Origin of the sequence: Sphingomonas qilianensis (assembly GCF_039614825.1) — a bacterium.
In the GTDB taxonomy this organism is placed as follows: domain Bacteria; phylum Pseudomonadota; class Alphaproteobacteria; order Sphingomonadales; family Sphingomonadaceae; genus Sphingomonas; species Sphingomonas qilianensis.
Genome location: NZ_JBDIMF010000005.1, coordinates 107516 through 124978, shown reverse-complemented (window position 1 = coordinate 124978; position 17463 = coordinate 107516). Strand labels below are relative to the sequence as shown.

At 65.6% G+C, this 17463-nt stretch carries 19 protein-coding genes and 2 tRNA genes; 7 read left to right on the top strand and 14 right to left on the bottom strand.

The features are described 5' to 3' along the window. The first annotated feature begins 116 nt into the window (after positions 1–116). Positions 117–947 (top strand): HpcH/HpaI aldolase/citrate lyase family protein, encoded by an 831-nt coding sequence (locus tag ABC969_RS12300; RefSeq protein ID WP_345865302.1) that lies wholly within the window; start codon positions 117–119, stop codon positions 945–947. Here the strand turns inward: ABC969_RS12300 and ABC969_RS12295 are convergent. Continuing rightward, positions 944–2284, bottom strand: coding sequence for an Nramp family divalent metal transporter (locus tag ABC969_RS12295; protein WP_345865300.1), 1341 nt, complete (start codon positions 2282–2284; stop codon positions 944–946). The two genes, ABC969_RS12300 and ABC969_RS12295, sit on opposite strands and share 4 nt — an antisense overlap. Before the next feature lie 78 nt (positions 2285–2362). Further along, positions 2363–2986 carry a DNA-3-methyladenine glycosylase family protein gene (locus tag ABC969_RS12290; RefSeq protein WP_345865298.1) on the bottom strand — a complete coding sequence of 208 codons (624 nt, stop codon included), beginning with the start codon at positions 2984–2986 and terminating at the stop codon, positions 2363–2365. A gap of 64 nt (positions 2987–3050) precedes the next feature. Between ABC969_RS12290 and ABC969_RS12285 the strand changes: the two genes are divergently transcribed. After that, the gene (locus ABC969_RS12285) at positions 3051–3368 is read left to right on the top strand and encodes a 2Fe-2S iron-sulfur cluster-binding protein (RefSeq protein WP_345865296.1); all 318 of its coding nucleotides are present in this window, start codon (positions 3051–3053) and stop codon (positions 3366–3368) included. Between the two features lie 70 nt (positions 3369–3438). On the opposite strand, the gene ABC969_RS12280 is transcribed toward ABC969_RS12285, so the two are convergent. After that, complete coding sequence (locus tag ABC969_RS12280) at positions 3439–3804, bottom strand: endonuclease domain-containing protein (RefSeq protein ID WP_345865295.1); 366 nt, start codon at positions 3802–3804, stop codon at positions 3439–3441. A gap of 72 nt (positions 3805–3876) precedes the next feature. Beyond that, a complete protein-coding gene (rlmB, locus tag ABC969_RS12275) occupies positions 3877–4626 on the bottom strand; it encodes a 23S rRNA (guanosine(2251)-2'-O)-methyltransferase RlmB (RefSeq protein WP_345865294.1) in 750 nt (249 codons plus the stop codon). Positions 4627–4857: 231 nt separating this feature from the next. Here rlmB and ABC969_RS12270 point away from each other — a divergent pair. The 4 genes from ABC969_RS12270 (at position 4858) to ABC969_RS12255 (ending at position 6232) form a co-directional block, all read left to right on the top strand. Then, positions 4858–4943 (top strand) — tRNA-Tyr (locus ABC969_RS12270). A 133-nt stretch (positions 4944–5076) separates the two neighbouring features. Beyond that, positions 5077–5322, top strand: coding sequence for a glutaredoxin domain-containing protein (locus tag ABC969_RS12265; protein ID WP_345865293.1), 246 nt, complete (start codon positions 5077–5079; stop codon positions 5320–5322). After that, positions 5319–5858 carry a TspO/MBR family protein gene (locus ABC969_RS12260; RefSeq protein WP_345865292.1) on the top strand — a complete coding sequence of 180 codons (540 nt, stop codon included), beginning with the start codon at positions 5319–5321 and terminating at the stop codon, positions 5856–5858. Before ABC969_RS12265 ends, ABC969_RS12260 begins: the two co-directional genes overlap by 4 nt. Further along, on the top strand, positions 5855–6232 hold the full coding sequence (locus ABC969_RS12255) for a thiol-disulfide oxidoreductase DCC family protein (RefSeq protein ID WP_345865291.1): 378 nt from the start codon (positions 5855–5857) through the stop codon (positions 6230–6232). Before ABC969_RS12260 ends, ABC969_RS12255 begins: the two co-directional genes overlap by 4 nt. Here the strand turns inward: ABC969_RS12255 and ABC969_RS12250 are convergent. Next, entirely contained in the window at positions 6226–6408 is a 183-nt protein-coding gene (locus tag ABC969_RS12250; protein WP_345865290.1) for a hypothetical protein, read from the bottom strand. The two genes, ABC969_RS12255 and ABC969_RS12250, sit on opposite strands and share 7 nt — an antisense overlap. A 216-nt stretch (positions 6409–6624) precedes the next feature. Here ABC969_RS12250 and ABC969_RS12245 point away from each other — a divergent pair, with 216 nt between their 5' ends. Then, positions 6625–7632: a zinc-dependent alcohol dehydrogenase family protein gene (locus ABC969_RS12245; protein ID WP_345865289.1), complete on the top strand. Its 1008-nt coding sequence runs from the start codon at positions 6625–6627 to the stop codon at positions 7630–7632. Positions 7633–7749: 117 nt separating this feature from the next. On the opposite strand, the gene ABC969_RS12240 is transcribed toward ABC969_RS12245, so the two are convergent. The 9 genes from ABC969_RS12240 to ABC969_RS12205 all read right to left on the bottom strand — a co-directional run bounded on the left by ABC969_RS12240 (position 7750) and on the right by ABC969_RS12205 (position 17436). Then, on the bottom strand, positions 7750–9987 hold the full coding sequence (locus ABC969_RS12240) for a beta-glucosidase (protein ID WP_345865288.1): 2238 nt from the start codon (positions 9985–9987) through the stop codon (positions 7750–7752). Positions 9988–10117: 130 nt separating this feature from the next. After that, positions 10118–10522, bottom strand: a complete 405-nt coding sequence (locus ABC969_RS16515; protein WP_380807948.1) for an SGNH hydrolase domain-containing protein — start codon at positions 10520–10522, stop codon at positions 10118–10120. A 134-nt stretch (positions 10523–10656) separates the two neighbouring features. Next, on the bottom strand, positions 10657–11358 hold the full coding sequence (locus ABC969_RS12235; protein WP_345865287.1) for an acyltransferase family protein: 702 nt from the start codon (positions 11356–11358) through the stop codon (positions 10657–10659). Positions 11359–11582: 224 nt separating this feature from the next. After that, complete coding sequence (locus tag ABC969_RS12230) at positions 11583–12569, bottom strand: alpha/beta hydrolase family protein (RefSeq protein WP_345865286.1); 987 nt, start codon at positions 12567–12569, stop codon at positions 11583–11585. Between the two features lie 636 nt (positions 12570–13205). Beyond that, positions 13206–13279 (bottom strand) — tRNA-Gly (locus tag ABC969_RS12225). Positions 13280–13377: 98 nt separating this feature from the next. Then, positions 13378–14391 (bottom strand): NAD-dependent epimerase/dehydratase family protein, encoded by a 1014-nt coding sequence (locus tag ABC969_RS12220; RefSeq protein ID WP_345865285.1) that lies wholly within the window; start codon positions 14389–14391, stop codon positions 13378–13380. Between the two features lie 497 nt (positions 14392–14888). Then, on the bottom strand, positions 14889–16259 hold the full coding sequence (locus ABC969_RS12215) for a glutamate--cysteine ligase (RefSeq protein ID WP_345865284.1): 1371 nt from the start codon (positions 16257–16259) through the stop codon (positions 14889–14891). 172 nt (positions 16260–16431) lie between these two features. Then, positions 16432–17172: a 16S rRNA (uracil(1498)-N(3))-methyltransferase gene (locus ABC969_RS12210; protein ID WP_345865283.1), complete on the bottom strand. Its 741-nt coding sequence runs from the start codon at positions 17170–17172 to the stop codon at positions 16432–16434. Between the two features lie 120 nt (positions 17173–17292). Next, on the bottom strand, positions 17293–17436 hold the full coding sequence (locus ABC969_RS12205; RefSeq protein ID WP_345865282.1) for a hypothetical protein: 144 nt from the start codon (positions 17434–17436) through the stop codon (positions 17293–17295). Positions 17437–17463: the final 27 nt, after the last annotated feature.

Genomic DNA, 17463 nt, shown 5'->3' with positions numbered 1-17463 from the left:
GACTTGTTCCGGGGTCCATCAGGCCGCAAAGGATGACGCGGAAGCTCCTGCGCGGCGTTTGCCGCACGGTGGACCCCGGAACACGTCCGGGGTGACGAAGGGGGGCGGGAGCCGAGATGACCCAACGCCAGCGCCGCAGCGCCCTGTTCATGCCCGCCTCGAACGCACGCGCGATCGCGAAGGCGCGGACGCTGGAGTGCGACGTGGTGATCCTCGATCTGGAGGACGCCGTCGCCCCCGATCGCAAGGCCAGCGCGCGCGACGCCGCCGTGGCGGCGATCGGGCAGGGCGGCTTCGGCGCCCGCGAGCTGGTCGTCCGCGTCAACGCGCTCGACACGCCGTGGGGCGCCGCGGACTGCGCCGCGCTCGCCGCGGCCCGCCCCGCCGCGATTCTGCTCCCCAAGGTCGCCACCGCTGCCGATCTCGCCGCTGCGCTGGCCGCGATTGGCCCGGACATCCCGCTCTGGGCGATGATCGAAACCTGCGCCGCGATCCTCAATCTCCCGGCGCTTTCCGCCGCCGCCGGCGCGCACGGCCTCGCCTGTCTGATCGCCGGCACCAATGATCTGGTGACTGAGCTGCGCTGCCGCCCCGATGCCGCGCGCACCCCGCTGCTGCCGGCGCTGGCACAGATCGTCACCGCCGCGCGCGCGGCGGGGATCACCGCGCTCGATGCCGTGTGCAACGTGCTGGAAGACGGGCCGGTGCTGGCTGCGGAATGCGCGCAGGGCGCGATGTTCGGCTTTGATGGCAAGACGCTGATCCACCCTGCGCAGATCGCCGCCGCCAACCGCGCGTTCGATGCCGGTGCCGAGCGCATCGCCTGGGCCCGGGCGGTCGTCGCCGCCTTTGCGCAGCCCGAAAACGCCGACAAGGGGGCAATCCGCGTCGACGGCGAAATGGTCGAACGGCTGCACCTCGCGGAGGCCGAGCGGCTGCTCGCCTAGCCGAAGAAGAAGCCGATCAGCAGTTTCACGTTGAGCACGATCACCACCGCCGCGATCGTCCAGGCGGCAAGCTTCAGCCATAAGGGATTGGCGAACACGCCCATCTGCTTGGCATCGCCGGTGAAGCGCACCAGGGGCACGATCGCGAACGGCAATTGCAGGCTCAGCACGACCTGGCTCAGCACCAGCAACTGCGTCGCGCCCTGGCCGCCATACAGCGCCACGACGATCACCGCGGGCACGATCGCCAGCAGCCGCGTCACGCTGCGCCGCAGCCACAGCGGCAGTTTCAGGTTGAGGAAACCCTCGGCCACGATCTGCCCGGCCAGCGTGCCGGTGATGGTCGAATTCTGCCCCGAGGCGAGCAAGGCGACGGCAAACACCACGCTCGCCGCGCCCGCGCCCAGGGTCGGCGAGAGCAGGCGATACGCCTGATCGATCTCCGCCACATCGGTGCGCCCATTGACGTGGAAAGCGGCCGCCGCAAGGATCAGGATCGAGGCATTGATGAACAGCGCGAGGAACAACGCCACCGTGCTGTCGATCGTCGCGTGGCGCACGGCATCGCGCTTGCCTGCCTCATCCTGATCGAACGCGCGCGTCTGCACGATCGACGAATGCAGATACAGATTGTGCGGCATCACGGTCGCGCCGAGAATGCCGATCGCGATATACAGCATCGCCGGGTTGGTGATGATTTCCGCGCGCGGGATGAGGCCGTCGGCGATCGCCGCGATGCTAGGCTGCGCGATCGCCAGTTCGAACGCGAAGCAGCCCGCGATCACCACCAGCAAGGCGACGATGAACGCCTCCAGCTTGCGGAAGCCGAAGCGTTGCAAGGCGAGGATCAGCATCACATCGAACGCGGTGAGGCACACGCCCGCCACCAGCGGCATCCCGAACAGCAATTGCAGCGCGATCGCCGTGCCCAGCACCTCGGCCAGATCGCAGGCGATGATCGCCAGTTCGCACAACACCCACAGGCTGAAATTCACCACGCGCCCATAATGCGCGCGGCACGCCTGGGCGAGATCCAGCCCGGTGACGATGCCGAGCTTGGCCGAGAGCGATTGCAGGATCATCGCCATGATGTTGGAAATCAGGATGACCGATAGCAGCGTATACCCGAAGGCCGATCCACCGGCGATGTCGGTCGCCCAATTGCCCGGATCCATATAGCCGACCGCGACCATATAGCCGGGCCCGGCAAACGCGCCGATCTTGCCCCAGAAGCGCCCCTTGCCGAGCGGCACGGTTACCGTGCGATAGCTTTCCGCCAGCGACGGGCGACGCTCTTCGACAGGCACGGGGGCAGTGGTGGCGGAAGGCGGCGGCATTGCTCGTCCTTTCCGCATCGTGGCGGGCGGGTCAATCAAACTGACGGGGGGATGCAGCTGTTCCGCCGGGGTACAGGCTCAGATCACCTTCATCGCGCTGCCATAATGATGCCAGGTAAAGATCGCCGCGGCGCCGCGATGCGGGCGCCACGGCTCGGCCAGATCGCGCGTCAGCTTCTCCGACGGCCGCGTCTCATGGCCCAGGATGCGGCCGATCTCGATCTGCACGGCGAGATCGCCCGCCGGCCAGATATCCGCGCGGCCTTCGGCAAACAGCAGATATATTTCCGCCGACCAGCGCCCGATGCCCTTGATCGCGACCAGCGCGGCGATCGCCGCGTCGTCGTCCTCAGGCAGGTGATCCAGATCGAGCGCGCCGCTGGTTACGTGATCGGCGAGGCTGCGGGCATAGCTCAATTTCTGCCGCGACAGCCCCGCCGCGCGCAACTGATCGTCGCTCGCGTGTGTGATAGTATTGGGATCGCTCAGATCGCCGATAATGCCCTCCAGCTTGTTCCACACCGCCTGCGCGCTTTGCGTGCTCACCTGTTGCCCGATGATCGTGCGCAGCAAGGTGGCGTGCCCGCGTGGGTTGATGCGCGGCGCGGGATAGCCGACGCGCGCGATCGCCGCGGCAAAGGCCGGTTCGATCGCCGCCAGTGCATCGATCGCGCGGCGCAGGTGTTCGGCACTCAGGCCCATGCGGGATACTCTTGATACGGGCGGCGCCGCGCGGCATGGCGGCGGACAACCCAAGGAGAATATGATGCCCAAGCTTATCGTCGTGACGCGCGAAGGGGAAGAACGCGAAATCGCCGGCGAGGCGGGCCTGTCGGTGATGGAAGTCATTCGGGATGCCGGGATCGACGAGATCCTGGCGTTGTGCGGCGGCTGCTGCAGTTGCGCCACCTGCCACGTCCATGTCGACCCGGAATTTGCCGCCAAACTGCAGCCGATGAGCGAGGACGAAAACGATCTGCTCGATTCGTCGAGCGAGCGTGACGAAAATTCGCGTCTGTCGTGCCAGATCGACATGACCGATGCGCTGGACGGCCTGCGCGTGACGATCGCCGCCGAGGATTGAGGCTAACCCCTGCCTGCTTCTAAGCCCTCTCCCGCTGTTCGCGGGAGAGGGTTGGGTGAGGGTCTTCTTTCTACTTCTGCTTTCTCTGCGCCGCGCGCCGTAGCAGCACTGCGTGAACGACCTGCGCGACGCCTTCCAAATTTTCCAGCACATCGCTGTTCCAGAACCGCAAAACCTCAAACCCTTGGTGTTCGAGATACGCCGTCCGTGCCGCGTCCGTGTCGGCATTATGCTGGCTGCCGTCCAATTCCACGATCAGCTTCGCCTCAAGGCAGACGAAGTCCGCGACGAACGGGCCGAGCGAATGCTGGAAACGAAACTTGAAGCCGTCGAGCTGACGGTTGCGCACGGCGCGCCAGAAGAGATCCTCGCAATCCGTTCGCTCGCGGCGAAGGCGCGCGGCGTGACGGCTGATCTGGCGGCGAACCGGCGGCATGGCGCGCGCAGAATAGAAGAAAGAAGACCCTCACCCAACCCTCTCCCGCAAGCGAGAGAGGGCTAAGGAGCCTCAGCCCGTCCGCGTGGAAATCGCGTACAGCGCGATTGCCGCGGCGTTCGATACATTGAGGCTCTCGACCTGATCTGAGATCGGCAGCTTGGCCAGTTCGTCGCAATGGGCGGCGGTATTCTGCCGCATACCTTCGCCCTCGGCGCCGAGCACCAGCGCGACGCGCTGCTGCCCCATCGCCTCGGCCAGCGTCTGCGTCGCCTCGCCGGTCATGCCCACGCGCCAGAACCCGGCTTCGGCGATCTCCTCCAGCGCGCGCGCCAGATTGACCACGCGGACCCAGGGCACGACTTCCAGCGCGCCGGAGGCGGCGCGCGCGATCGTGCCGGATTCGGGCGGCGCGTGGCGATCCGGCGTGACGATGCCGAGCGCGTTGAACGCTGCTGCCGAGCGCAGGATCGCGCCGACATTGTGCGGATCGGTGACCTGATCGAGGATCACCAGCGGGCGCTGATCGCCCTCGCCCTGCTGCAGCAGATCGCCGAGCCAGATATCCTCCAGCGGATCGACCTCGATCACCAGACCCTGGTGCGGCGCATCGCCCGGCACCAGCCGCGCCAGATCGGTCACGTCGGCGAACACCACGGGAATGGTCGAGGGGATCGAAAAGCCGGTCAGCGCCTCGCGCGTGGCCCATACCTTGCGCACGATGCGCTCGGGATTTTCCAGCGCGGCGGTTACGGCGTGACGGCCCCAGAAGCGCGGGCGGCCGGCAGGGGCCTGGGAGGGGCGGTGTCCGCGACGGGCCATGGCAAATCTCATTCTCGTTACCCTCGCATATGGCGTGGGTCTCTGTGCGGCGGGCCTAGCGCGCGGTCGGCGCAGATGCCAGCACTCGCTCGGCCGGTGTGAGGCGCTTAAAGGGCTAAATCGCGCTGCGGCAACATTATTACGCCCGCAATCGACAGGAACGGTCGTGCAGGCGTTGACAGGGGGGGCTGCGCTTGGCAGGGGACCGCCTCGCTTTTTAGCGGCCCAACTGGACAGGTGGCCGAGTGGTTAAAGGCAGCAGACTGTAAATCTGCCCGTGCAAGCGTACGCTGGTTCGAATCCAGCCCTGTCCACCACTTTCCCGATCGCCTCGCCTCGACCTATTTACAGCCTCGCGGCTGGGGCGCCTGGTGGTGTTCGCAGGGAACGCCATCGCCGCTGGTTCGCTATAGCAGCGTCCGGCGCTCCGTCCGGCCCCTAGGATAGCCGATGACCGACACGCGTAGCGCCACCTTGTACCGTATGATCCTGCCCGAGCACACCTGCCCGTTCGGCGTGCGCGCCAAGCAAATGCTCGAAGACAATGGCTTCGAGGTGGATGATCGCATCCTCGCATCGCGCGAGGAAGTCGATGCCTTCAAGCAGGAACATGGCGTGCCCACCACGCCGCAAGCGTTTATCGATGATGAGCGTATCGGAGGCAGCGACGATCTCGAGCGCTATCTTGCCACGTGACCGGCGCCCAGGCTGAGCGCCCGCTTGCCGCGCCCGCGCTGTCACGCGCGGTATCGATCGCGATCGTCGCCGCGGCGCTGGGCATCACGGCCGTGCTCGGTCGGCGCAACGCTCCCGATCCCACGCATCCGCGCACCCGCCGCTGGTACAAGCGGCTCGACAAGCCGGCTTATACGCCGCCCGATGCCGTGTTCGGCGCGGCCTGGCCGGTGCTGGAGACCGGTCTGGCGGTCGGCGGTTATCGGCTGCTGCGCCACCCGGCCGGTGCCGAGCGCGATCTGGCAGTCAATCTGTGGCTGCTCAACATGATCATGATCGGCGGCTGGACCGAGATATTTTTCCACCGCAAACAATTGGGGCCAAGCGCCGCGCTGTCCGGCGCGATGATCGCCAGCGGCGCCAGCTATGTCGCGGCAGCCGCCAAGGTCGATCGGACGGCGGCCGTGGCGGGGGTGCCGTTCGTCGCCTGGCTGGGTTTCGCCACGCTGCTGGCGGAGCGCATCTGGGAACGCAACCGGACGGACCCGCGCGCATGACACTGACCGTCTGGCATGACGGGGGATGCCCGCTATGCCGGCGCGAGATCGCGCTCATGCGCCGGCTCGATCGGCGCGGCGCGATCACCTTTGTCGATGCCCGGGCGCCGGGGGCGACGTGTCCGATCGACCGCGATGCGCTGCTCGCGCGGTTTCATGCGAGCGAGGACGGGCGGATGCTATCCGGGGCGGCGGCCTTTGCCGCGATGTGGCGTGCGATCCCGGTGCTGCGGCCATTGGGCCTGGGCGCGCGCAACGCGGTCGTGCTCGCCGGCCTGGAGCGGGTTTACCGCGGCTTCCTCCACGTTCGACCGGCCCTCCAGCGCGTCGCGCGCAGCCTGAGCGCGACGCGCCGGGGCCGCCGTCCCTACTGATACCCGCCTTCCTTGCGTTCCTCCGCAGCCTCCTCCTGTACCGCTTCCAGCTCATCGGTGTCCTGGTCGGTCGTCTCTTGCTCCAGCGTATCGTCGCGGCCGGCATCCCGCGCCTTGGGTATTTCGTTCACGTCGCTTTCGAAGCCGGGCTCTTCCGTCTCGGGGTGTATCGTCATGATCATCGTCTCCTCGCAGGGTCTAACGAAGCAGCGCGGCGAGCGATGCGCGTGCTGCGGATCTTTTTACGGCGCCACGGGTCTGCGCCGCGCGCGCCGCGCCGCCCTTATTAAATGTTGCCTGGTGCCTACTTAGGGGGCCGAGCGATCAACCCCATCGCGCGGCACAAGTCCGCGGTCGGGGCGTTCGATCGGTATACAGATAAGGACATTGGCATGAAGGCAGTAACATTGCGGGCGCCCGCCGGGCTCGACCAACTCTCGATGCAGGACATGGCAGATCCCGGCGCCCCCGGCGCGGGTGAAATTCGCGTCGTGCTGCATGGCAGCTCGCTCAATTATCACGATCTCGGCGTGGCGCTGGGCGGCATGCCGACGGCGGATGGCCGCATCCCGCTGTCCGATGGCGCGGGTGTGGTCGAGGCGGTGGGCGCGGGCGTGACCGAATTTGCCCCCGGCGATATGGTCGTGTCGTGCTTCTTCCCCGATTGGCAGGACGGCACGCCCACGATCGGCGATTTTTCGCGCACGCCGGGCGACGGCATCGATGGCTTCGCGCAGGAAGTCGTCGTGCGCCCCGCCACCGCCTTCACGCATGTGCCCAAAGGCTATGACGCGGTCGAGGCGGCGACGATCACCACTGCAGGGCTTACCGCGTGGCGCGCGCTGGTCACCGATGGCAAGCTCAAGGCGGGTGATACCGTGCTGTTGCTCGGCACCGGCGGCGTGTCGATCTGGGCGCTGCAGATCGCCAAGGCGATGGGCGCCACGGTGGCGATCACCTCGTCGTCCGATGAAAAGCTCGCGCGCGCCACGGCGCTGGGCGCTGATTTCACGCTCAATTATCGCGATCAGCCGCAGTGGGGCCGTGCGGTGCTGGAATGGACCGGCGGGCGCGGCGTCGATCATGTCGTCGAGGTAGGTGGCCCGGGCACGCTGGCGCAGTCGATCGAGGCGGTGCGCGTCGGCGGGCATATCTCGCTCATCGGCGTGCTCACCGGGGTCAGCGGCGATGTCCCGACCGCGGCGATGATGAGCAAGCAGGCGCGGCTGCAGGGCCTGATCGTCGGCAGCCGACGCGAGCAGCAGGATTTCGTCCGCGCGCTCGAGGCCAATGGCATCAAGCCGGTGGTCGATCGCCGCTTCCCGCTGGAGCAACTCGCCGAGGCATTCCACTTGCAGGCCAGCGGCGGCCATTTCGGCAAGATCGGCATCGAATGGTGATCGCCAAGCGCTGATCCGGCGGCTTGCAGCACAAGAAGGGAGGCTACCGGCGCGGTAGCCTCCCTTTTTAATGATCGGCGATTCGCCGGTGCGGCCATTGCCCTGCGCTGGTTCAGTTCACGGTCGCATCGTGGCGCTGTCCAGCGTGACGGTCTTGACCAGCGTCCGGTCGGTCGCGTCGCGCGCCAGCGCCACGCGATACGCGCCGCCGGTGATGCGCCACCCCGGCAGGCTCGTGTCGTAATCGGCGAGAATGCGCGGTTCGGCGGTCAGCGTCACGCGGCGCGTTTCGCCCGGCTTGAGCGTCACGCGCGTGAACGCCGCCAGCCGCATCGGTCCGCCCGATCCGGCACGGCCGACATAGATTTGCGGCACATCGGCGCCGCTACGCTTGCCGGTATTGGCCACGTCGAACGATACGCGGAGCGTCTTGCCGCCGCTCACCGTCATGTTGCGATAGGCGAAATCGGTATAGCTCAGCCCGTGGCCGAACGGGAACAGCGGCGCGCGGCCCATCTTTTCATACCAGCGATAGCCGACATCGGCGCCCTCGACATAGTCGATCGGAAAGCTCGGCAGCGCGCCCGCCGTCGCATTGGCCGGGTTGGCCGCGGCCTGCGCCTCGATGCTGGTGAGCAGATCGAGCCCGACCGGTGCGGGGCGCGGCGCCTGGCTGGCGGCGACGGGGAAAGTGATCGGCAAGCGGCCCGAGGGATTGACCTTGCCGGTCAGCAGGTTGGCGATCGCCTCGCCGCCGCGCTGCCCGGGATACCAGGCCTGCACCACCGCCGGCACCTGCGCCAGCCACGGCATGGTCACCGGCCCACCGGTTTCCAGCACCGCCACCGTGTTGCGTTGCGCGCCGGCGACCGCGGCGATCAGGGCGTCCTGCTGATCTGGCAGCGCCAGATCAGCGACATCCTGCGCTTCGGTGGTCCACTGCGTGGCGAACACGATGGCCAGATCGGCGCCGCGCGCCGCCGCCGCCGCCGCCGCCACATCGGTGCCATCGACGAACGTGATCGTCGTGCGTGGCAGCGCGGCGCGCAGCGCCTTGAGCGGTGACGAGGCGTGATAGGTATACCGCGCAAACGACATCGCCGCGCCCGAGGTCAGCGGTATTTCGATCGGCGCGCCGCCCACCGAGCGTACCTGGCTCGATCCCCCGCCCGAGAGCACGCCGACATCGGCGCGCCCGCCGATCAGCACGATGCGCCGCGCGGTGCGCGCCAGCGGCAGGATCTGCCCCTCATTCTTGAGCAATACGATGCCCGCTTCCGCCGTGCGCTGCGCCACCAGCGCGTTCCTGGCATAGGGAATGGCCTGCGCGCGCGCCGGCATCGGCGCGTCATAGGCGCCTGTCGCGATCAGCCCGGTGAGATAGCGCGCCACCATATCGTCGAGCCGCGCGCGCGGCACGGCGCCGCTATCGACCGCAGCCTTCAGCGGCGCGCCGAAATAGATCGCCTTGTCGAGTTCCTGCCCGGATTGCTGATCGAGCCCGGCATTGGCCGCTTTGGCGGTGGAATGCACGCCGCCCCAATCGCTCATCACGAAGCCCGGATACTGCCAGTCGCGCTTGAGCACACGGTTAAGCAGGAAATCATTCTCGCACGCCCAGTCGCCATTGACCTTGTTGTACGCGCACATCACCGATCCCGGCCTGCCCGTCTCGATGGCGATCTGGAACGCGAGCAGATCGCTCATCCTGAGCGCAGCCTCGCCGATCCGCGCATCGGCCACCATGCGCCCCGTCTCCTGCGCGTTGAGCGCGAAATGCTTGACCGTCGAGACGATGCGATTGCTCTGCACGCCGGCGATATGCTGCCCCGCCAGCCGCCCGGCGAGCAACGGATCCTCGCCCAGATATTCGAAATTGCGCCCGTTCCACGGATCGCGCGTCAGGTTCACGCCGCCCGCCAGCAGCACGTTGAAGCGTTTGGCGCGCGCTTCGCTGCCGATCATCGCGCCGCCGGCGCGCGCGATCGCGGGGTCGAATGTCGCCGCTGTGGCCAGCCCGGAGGGCAGCGCCGTCGCCACATCGCCCTTGCGCTGCTCGACCTGGTTGGCGACGCCGAGCGACGCATCGCTCTCGCGCACGATCGGCACGCCCAGCCGCGGGATGCCATCGATATGCCCGGCCGACGGGATCAGCGCATTTGCCGTCTTGCCCGCCGCCATCGGCGGGAACAGCCCGTGGACCAGCGCGATCTTCTCGTCGTCCGTCATCCTCGCCACGATCGCCTCGGCGCGCGCGCGCGGCGTGGTTTGCGGCGTTTGCGCAAGCGTGGGCACGGCGACGCACAGCGCCAGCAACGACGACACCGCCCATGCGGCAGGCACTTTCTTCGTCATACATCCCCCCTTTGGCCGCCACGTTGATCGTGGCAGTCCGGTAGCATCGGCAGACTGGGTCGCGCTGGAGCGGATGGAGCCGATCACTCGCTAACCTGCATAGCCGGCGGTTACCTAAGGCCCCGCGGCGCTATTTTGGAAGCAGAATGTTCTCAAACTTGCGAGACACCTGCCGAGACGTTGTGGCGCGCATGTGGCCCCCGTCAAAGTATAGTGGTTGCCCGTTGATCATAGGATTACAGCCGTTGCGGCAAAGGTCGGTGTAGAGATCAACAAAAGCGTAACCGTTTGCGCTAGCCTGTTCAGCTAAGAAGCGGTTCGTCTCACGCAGGCTCGCCAGACCGGTCGGTGTTTGACGTAGATCGATTGATCTACCGAACGCGGCGGCTCGTGCCATCGCATCGGGCACGGCAAGCCGCGCCCCCGGTGGGGGCCGACTATCACGATGTGTCGTGCCAAATTCTTGTACGCTGGAAACGACCGACGCACTGCTGCATCGAATGCGGCGCGGTCGCGAGTCCGGTGAGAATTCCACGAGGCATGGACGATCAATGTGTCGATCGGCGCGGCGCCAAGCAGCTTCGGCACCGCCTGCTGCGCCAGTATCTGCCCCACGGGGTCGATCTCTCAGCCTTCAGCCAGACCCACTCAGCGCCCTCGCCCGACAGCTCAACGAGCGGCCGAGAAAACCTTGATGTACCAAACGCCAGCTGAGAAGTTCGCGGAGATCGTTGCGTCGATCGGTTGAACCCACCGGTAAAAGGTGACGGTCGGCTTATATATTGCGCCGAGCGTGCTGAGCACCAACGTCGCGACGAACATTATAGAAAGCACAATGATCAGCGCTCGGGTCTGCTGTCGGTAGGACCGGATCAGTACCGGCAACAGCAGGTAGAATTGCCATTCTACAGCAAGCGACCAAGTGTGGAGATACGGGTTTTTTTCGAGCGCCGGCGAGAAATAGCTTACCTGCTTCCAGAAGACGAAATTTTGCAGCAGGACCGATCCCGGGCCCAGCGCTTTTGCCGAAGAAATAAGATCGCTCGGCAGCAATACCGCCAGCGACACTATCCCCGAGATTACAAGCGTGCCGTAATATGCCGGCAAAATTCGGCGCGCGCGGCTTAGGTAAAAGCTGCCAAAATCAAAGCGGTCCGATAAACAAATTCGGGTGATCAGAAACCCCGATATCACGAAGAAGACGTCTACCCCGACAAATCTACCGGGAAGAAACGATCGATCTGCGTGGAAAAGTAATACGCTGACTACTGCAATCACGCGTACGCCATCGATAAAATCGAAATAGCCTAACCGTTGTGGCGGGGCAGCTTGAGCGCCATGCACGCCCTGCGCAGTAATTGTTGTCATCATGCCCCCCCAAAGGCGCGTTAGTCGAGATGTTGGACGCGGACGCGGTACGAACCCGCCGGCAGCGGCGACGCTGCGAGCGTGGCGGATCTTATGTGGGCAGTGCGGAGATGCATGATCGATCCTACTCGTTCAATGCCCCAATTATGAGCCAGCTCCGCACCATCAACGGAGCGAGCCCTAATCTGACCAAGTGATAGAGGTCGCGCCTGCTGCGCGGCGCGGCGCTATGGCTTGCTTTTAACCACCTGATCCTGGGCGATGGCATCCACGAGCGCCGTTGAAAGCATCTCGTGCTCTCCTTCGAACACGACCAACTCGGCCGGCCCGGCCGAACGACGAAGATGAATCGTCCGGCCGTCGATCGTCTGCTTCGCGGCGGTGTCATCGCCCTCGCGCCGCTCCATCATACGCAGCAATTGCGCATCTGTTACGCGCTGCTGAGGAGAATAAGTGTCGGCAAAGCGGTTGAACATCTTCACCGAGTGAGAAATCGGGACCGAGCCCTGGAAGCCGTCCTGGATTCCGGCGTACATATGGATTGGGCTCATCTTGGCGGGCATGCCCATGTAGATCGGCGATCGACGGCGCGCTTCAGCAAGGTTCAAGCTGCCACGCGATGCCGTACATTGCATGATGTCGGAGCCATAATTGTCCGTTCGATGCTGATTATACCATTCCTCCAGGTCGGTGATCGACGCCCAAGCGTAATAGCCGCGTGCATTTACCTTGTTGCTCATCGCCGCGCATAGGGTGGTGTAACCGCCGCCGGAGATGCCGACGACGTAGATTGATGTCGGGTCGACCGGGCCGTGCTGTTTGGCATACTCAATCGCCGCCAGCACGCCGTCGATCACGCCAGCACTGCAGCAAGCATCCGGCGTCCTGTTGGGCCCGGCCAGTGCCGGCCGGATGAAGTTCCATCCCTTTGCTTTCACCTGCTCGTCGAGATGTTTGCCGGCGAACCCCCGCGCGTCTTCTCCCCATTGATGCAGATCAACAATGAGCGGTGCCTTTACCTTAGCCGGATAGAATTGGGCAGTCATTTCCTTGGCAGCGCCAAATGCCGGAACGGTAACGTAGTTGCGGGATCGATCCTCCCTGTAAGCGCCTAGCTCTGCCCGGACGCCGGGGCCAAACTGAACCAACGCCCCGCCAAAGATTGCCGCCGCCAACAACAGCAGTACCAAACTCGCTTTACGAACCAAGTGCATTACGTCCCCCGAATCAATAACGTTCTATTAACGACGCTAAACAATTGGCCAATAGGGATTTTATCGCTTTGCGGAATATAAGGTGAGCCCGCCAGCGGGCGGGGGCGTAGAACCGGCTGCTTGAGGTCGATGGCGACGGCCCGACTCACTAGCGGAGCCCTTCCACATGAAGGACCGGCGGATCGTTCGCATGTATTGCGGACGCCACCAGCGTGGCAGTGTCTATGTGGGGGGGGCGGCGCACGGTGAGGCACCTTTGGCGCAGGCAATACGCGGGGGCTGGCAACTGCCGCGCCAAGGCTCTACGCTAATGGAATGTTAATAAGAGCTTTTCACGCACCGCTCCGCGCCTTTTCCGCCTGGATTTCCGAGGTCACCCGCCAGCCGAAAGACGGCGATTGCCGATGCGGCGAGCCTGCGCCAGCGGGTTCAGTGGAGTGCGTTGACTGCTTCAACGAACGGCAAATGTAACCGGCGGCGGTCACGCGACCGGTGCCGATCAGATGAACCGAATGCCTACGGCCCACCCGGTCGCGCTTCTTCGATCGTGCACTCCAGTGCGCGACGCGCGGAGCGGCGACCGGGGGGAGAACTAAGCTGCAGTGGGCAGTTCGTAGCTGGCGTTCGCAGCAGCGCTGGAGCGGGTAGCGGGAATCGAACCCGCGTATTCAGCTTGGAAGGCTGCTGCTCTACCATTGAGCTATACCCGCATGTGGCGCCTCGGCGCGCGCGATCAGCGCTATGTCACGCCGTCGGCGATCCCTGCCACGCTGGCGCTTCTAGCGTCAATAGCCTCGTGCCCTCGGGCCTAGATGCCGTAATAGTCGCGGTACCAGGCGACGAACTTGGCCACGCCCTCGCGCACGCCGGTCTTGGGCGCATAGCCGGTCAGCGATTTGAGCAGGCTGGCCTCGGCCCAGGTCGCCGGCACGTCGCCGGCCTGCATCGGCAGCAGGTTGCGCTTCGCGGTCAGCCCGGTCGCTTCCTCGATCGCGGTGATGAACTCGCCCAGCTGCACGGTCTGTGAATTACCGATATTCACCACGCGCCACGGCGCCACCGGCGACAGGCTATCGCCCGCCGCGACGCCCGCGCCCTCGGCGGGGCGCACCGGCGGCGTATCGATCAGCAGCCGGATCGCCTCGACCAGATCGTCGACATAGGTGAAATCGCGCTTCATCTCGCCGAAATTATAGACGTCGATCGGCGCGCCTTCGAAGATCGCCTTGGTGAATTTGAACAGCGCCATGTCCGGCCGGCCCCACGGGCCATAGACGGTGAAGAAGCGGAACATGGTGATCGGCAGATCGAACAGGTGCGCGTAGGAATGCGCCATGTTCTCGCCTGCCTTCTTGGTCGCGGCGTAGAACGACATCTGGTGATCGGCCTTGTCCGTCTCGCGGTACGGCATCTCGGTATTGGCGCCGTATGCCGACGAGGTCGAGGCGATCAGCATGTGCTGCGGCGGATAGGCGCGCGCTGCCTCGAGCAGTTCGAACGTGCCGACGATGTTGCTTTCCAGATAGGCGCGCGGATTGTCGATCGAATAGCGTACGCCGGCCTGCGCGGCCAGATGGATCACCACCTCGGGCCGTTCGCGCGCGAACAGCTCCATCAGCAGCCCGGGCGTCTCGACATAGCCGATCACCGCCTCGAACGCCGGCGATTCGCGCAGCCGCGCATGGCGCCGTTCCTTCAGCGTCACGTCGTAATAATCGGTCATCGCGTCGAGCCCGATGACGCGGTAGCCATCGGCCAGCAGCCGCGCGCAGACGAACGCGCCGATAAATCCCGCCGAACCCGTCACCAGCGCCGTGCGCATATTTGTTCTCCCTAGGGCGGGCGCACCCGCAAGCCGCCGGTGGTTACCACGGCTTTTACGCAAGTGCAGCGCGAAATAATGCGCCAATCTGCTCAGTTTGGGAATGCCGGCCTGGTTTGGGAATGCCGGCCTGGTTTGGGAAAGCCGGCCTGGTTTGGGAAAGCTGGCCTGGTTTGGGAAAGAAGGTGGGGGAGAGCGGCGTCCCTCCGCGCTCCATCCCCCATCACTGCATCGCGCCGCTGCCGGTCTGACCGGCTGGCTCCACTCCGCGTACGATTATGTTTTTGATTATTCGGCGTGACGACAGTGCACGGGTCGTAGCGTAAGCCGAGCATAAAAAAAAGGGGGTCGACCCCGAAAGACCGACCCCGTGAAAGTTTTAGGAGAGGATGCCTGAAAGGCACCTGCTTTGTGCGCTGCAGCACGGTTTTCCGCAAGTGCGTATAGCGCTAACGCAATTGCATAAACTGCAACTGTCACGGCCGATCGCGCGCCGCCTAGAACCGCAGCTCCTCGTAAACCTTGGACACGTCACCGCCCCACACGCCGTGATATTTGTCCAGCAACAGCTGCGCCGGCACCTTGCCGCTGCGCACCACCTCGCGCAGCGGATCGAGAAACCCGGTCTCGTTGCTGCCGCTTGCATTCATCCGGTTGCGCGCGCTCAGCCCCGCGCTCGATATATCCAGCACGCGCCCGGCAATATCGCGCAGCGTCCGCCCCCCGGCGATCGGCGCATCCAGCCCCAGCCGGGGCACGGCATCGCGTAAGCGCTGGCGCTCCTCGATCGTCCAGTCCTTCACCATGTCCCACGCCGCATCCAGCGCGCCGCCATCATATAGCAGCCCGACCCAGAAGGCGGGCAGCGCACAGATCCGGTTCCATGGGCCGCCATCGGCGCCGCGCATCTCGAGAAAGGTCTTCAGCCGCACTTCGGGGAAGGCGGTCGACAGGTGATCGGTCCAGTCGTCCAGCGTCGGCTTCTCGCCCGGCAGCACGGCGAGCTTGCCCTCGAGGAAATCGCGGAAGCTCAGCCCCGCCGCGTCGATATATTTGCCGTCGCGGTAGACGAAGTACATCGGCACATCGAGCGCATAATCGGCATAGCGCTCATAGCCAAAGCCATCCTCGAACACGAACGGCAGCATGCCGGTGCGCGCCGGATCGGTGTCCGACCAGATATGCGAGCGATACGACAGCATGCCGTTGGGCTTGCCTTCGGTGAACGGCGAATTGGCGAACAAAGCGGTGGCCAGCGGCTGCAGCGCCAGCCCAACGCGAAACTTCTTGGCCATGTCGGCCTCGGTCTCGTAATCCAGATTCACCTGGATCGTGCAGGTGCGCAGCATCATGTCGAGCCCCATGCTGCCGACGCGTGGCATATGCCGCAGCATGATGCCGTAGCGGCCCTTGGGCATGCGCGGCAGCTCGTCGCGCGTCTTGTCCGGCCACATGCCGAGCCCGAGAAAGCCGATGCCGAATTTCGCGCCGATCGCCTTCACCTGCTCCAGGTGGCGCCCCGTCTCGGCGCACGTCTCGTGCAAATTATCCAGCGGCGCGCCGGAGAGTTCGAACTGCCCGGCGGGCTCAAGGCTGACACTGCCATCGGCGCCGGTCAGCGCGATGACGTGGCCGTTCTCGATCACCGGCTTCCAGCCATAGCCCTCCAGCGCCTTCAGCAGATCGCGGATCCCGCCCGGCTCGTCATAGCTCGGCGCATGATGATCGGAGAGCGCGTAGACGAACTTCTCATGCTCGGTGCCGATGCGCCAATCCGCGACGGGCTTTTCGCCCTGCGCGAAGCTCGCGATCAACTGGTCGCGCGATTCGATCGGCGGGGAAAACTTGGTGGGCGTCGGGCTCGTCATAGCAGCGCTTTAACGAGCGGTATGGAAAGGCGCTAGTGGCGCGGATGGACGCTATCGTCACCCCAGCGAAAGCTGGGGTATCAAGCGGCTCCTGTCCCGCGCCTGCCGCTTGAGATCCCAGCTTGCGCTGGGATGACGGGTCGTGGCGAACATGCCGCCGCCGCGCGCTGCCTCACCAATCCCCCTTGGCCGCCATCCACACCGCCACCGCTGCCGCCGCCGCGGTATCCGCCCGCAGGATGCGCGGACCCAACCCGATGCCGATCGCCCCCGGCACGGCGCGGATCGCCGCCCGTTCCTCGTCGTCGAATCCGCCCTCCGGCCCGATCAGGATCGCCGCCGCCGCCCCGCCGCCCCGCATCGCGTCGAACGCCGGCACGCCGCCCGCTTCGTCGGCGAAAAACAAGGTGCGCCCCGCCGGCCAGTCGCGCAGCAGCGCGGGCAGCTTCACCGTCTCGGCCAGCTCGGGGATGGCGGTGCGCCCGCATTGTTCCGCCGCCTCGATCATGTGCGCGCGCAGCCGCTCCTCCTTGGGCTTGTCGACCACGGCGCGCCGCGTCACCACCGGCACGATGCGCGCCACGCCCAGCTCGCAGGCTTTTTCCACCATCCAGTCGATCCGCCCCTTCTTGAGCGGCGCGGCGCACAGCCACAGATCGGGCACCGCTTCGCGCTCGCGCAGGCGCTCGGTCACATCGAGCGTCACATCGCGCTTGCCCACGGCGCTTGCCACGCCAAGCCATTCGCCGCTCACATCATCGAACAGCTTCACCGGATCGCCGATCTTGATCCGCATCACCGCGACGAGATAATGCGCCTGTGGTCCATCGATGCGCAGCGATCCCGGCGCGAGCATCGTCTCGACGAACAGCCGCGGCGTCGATTGCGGCGGCCAGGCGGGGGTGGCGATCATCAAAACTCCTCGTCACCCCGGACTTGTTCCGGGGTCCACTACGCCGCGAGATCAGGCTTCACGGCGCGGCCCGGCCTAGCCGCCCGGTGGACCCCGGAACAAGTCCGGGGTGACGGAAAGCTATTTCCGCTTGCGCCATGGCCAATAGCCACGCGCCAAGCGCCACAGCACGAACAGCGCCACCAGCCCCGCGCCCGCGCCCAGCGCGATTTGCCCCGCGGCCTGCAGCATCGCCCAGAACAACGCCTCGAAAAAGCGCCCCACCGCAACCGATAGGCCTACCATGGGGGG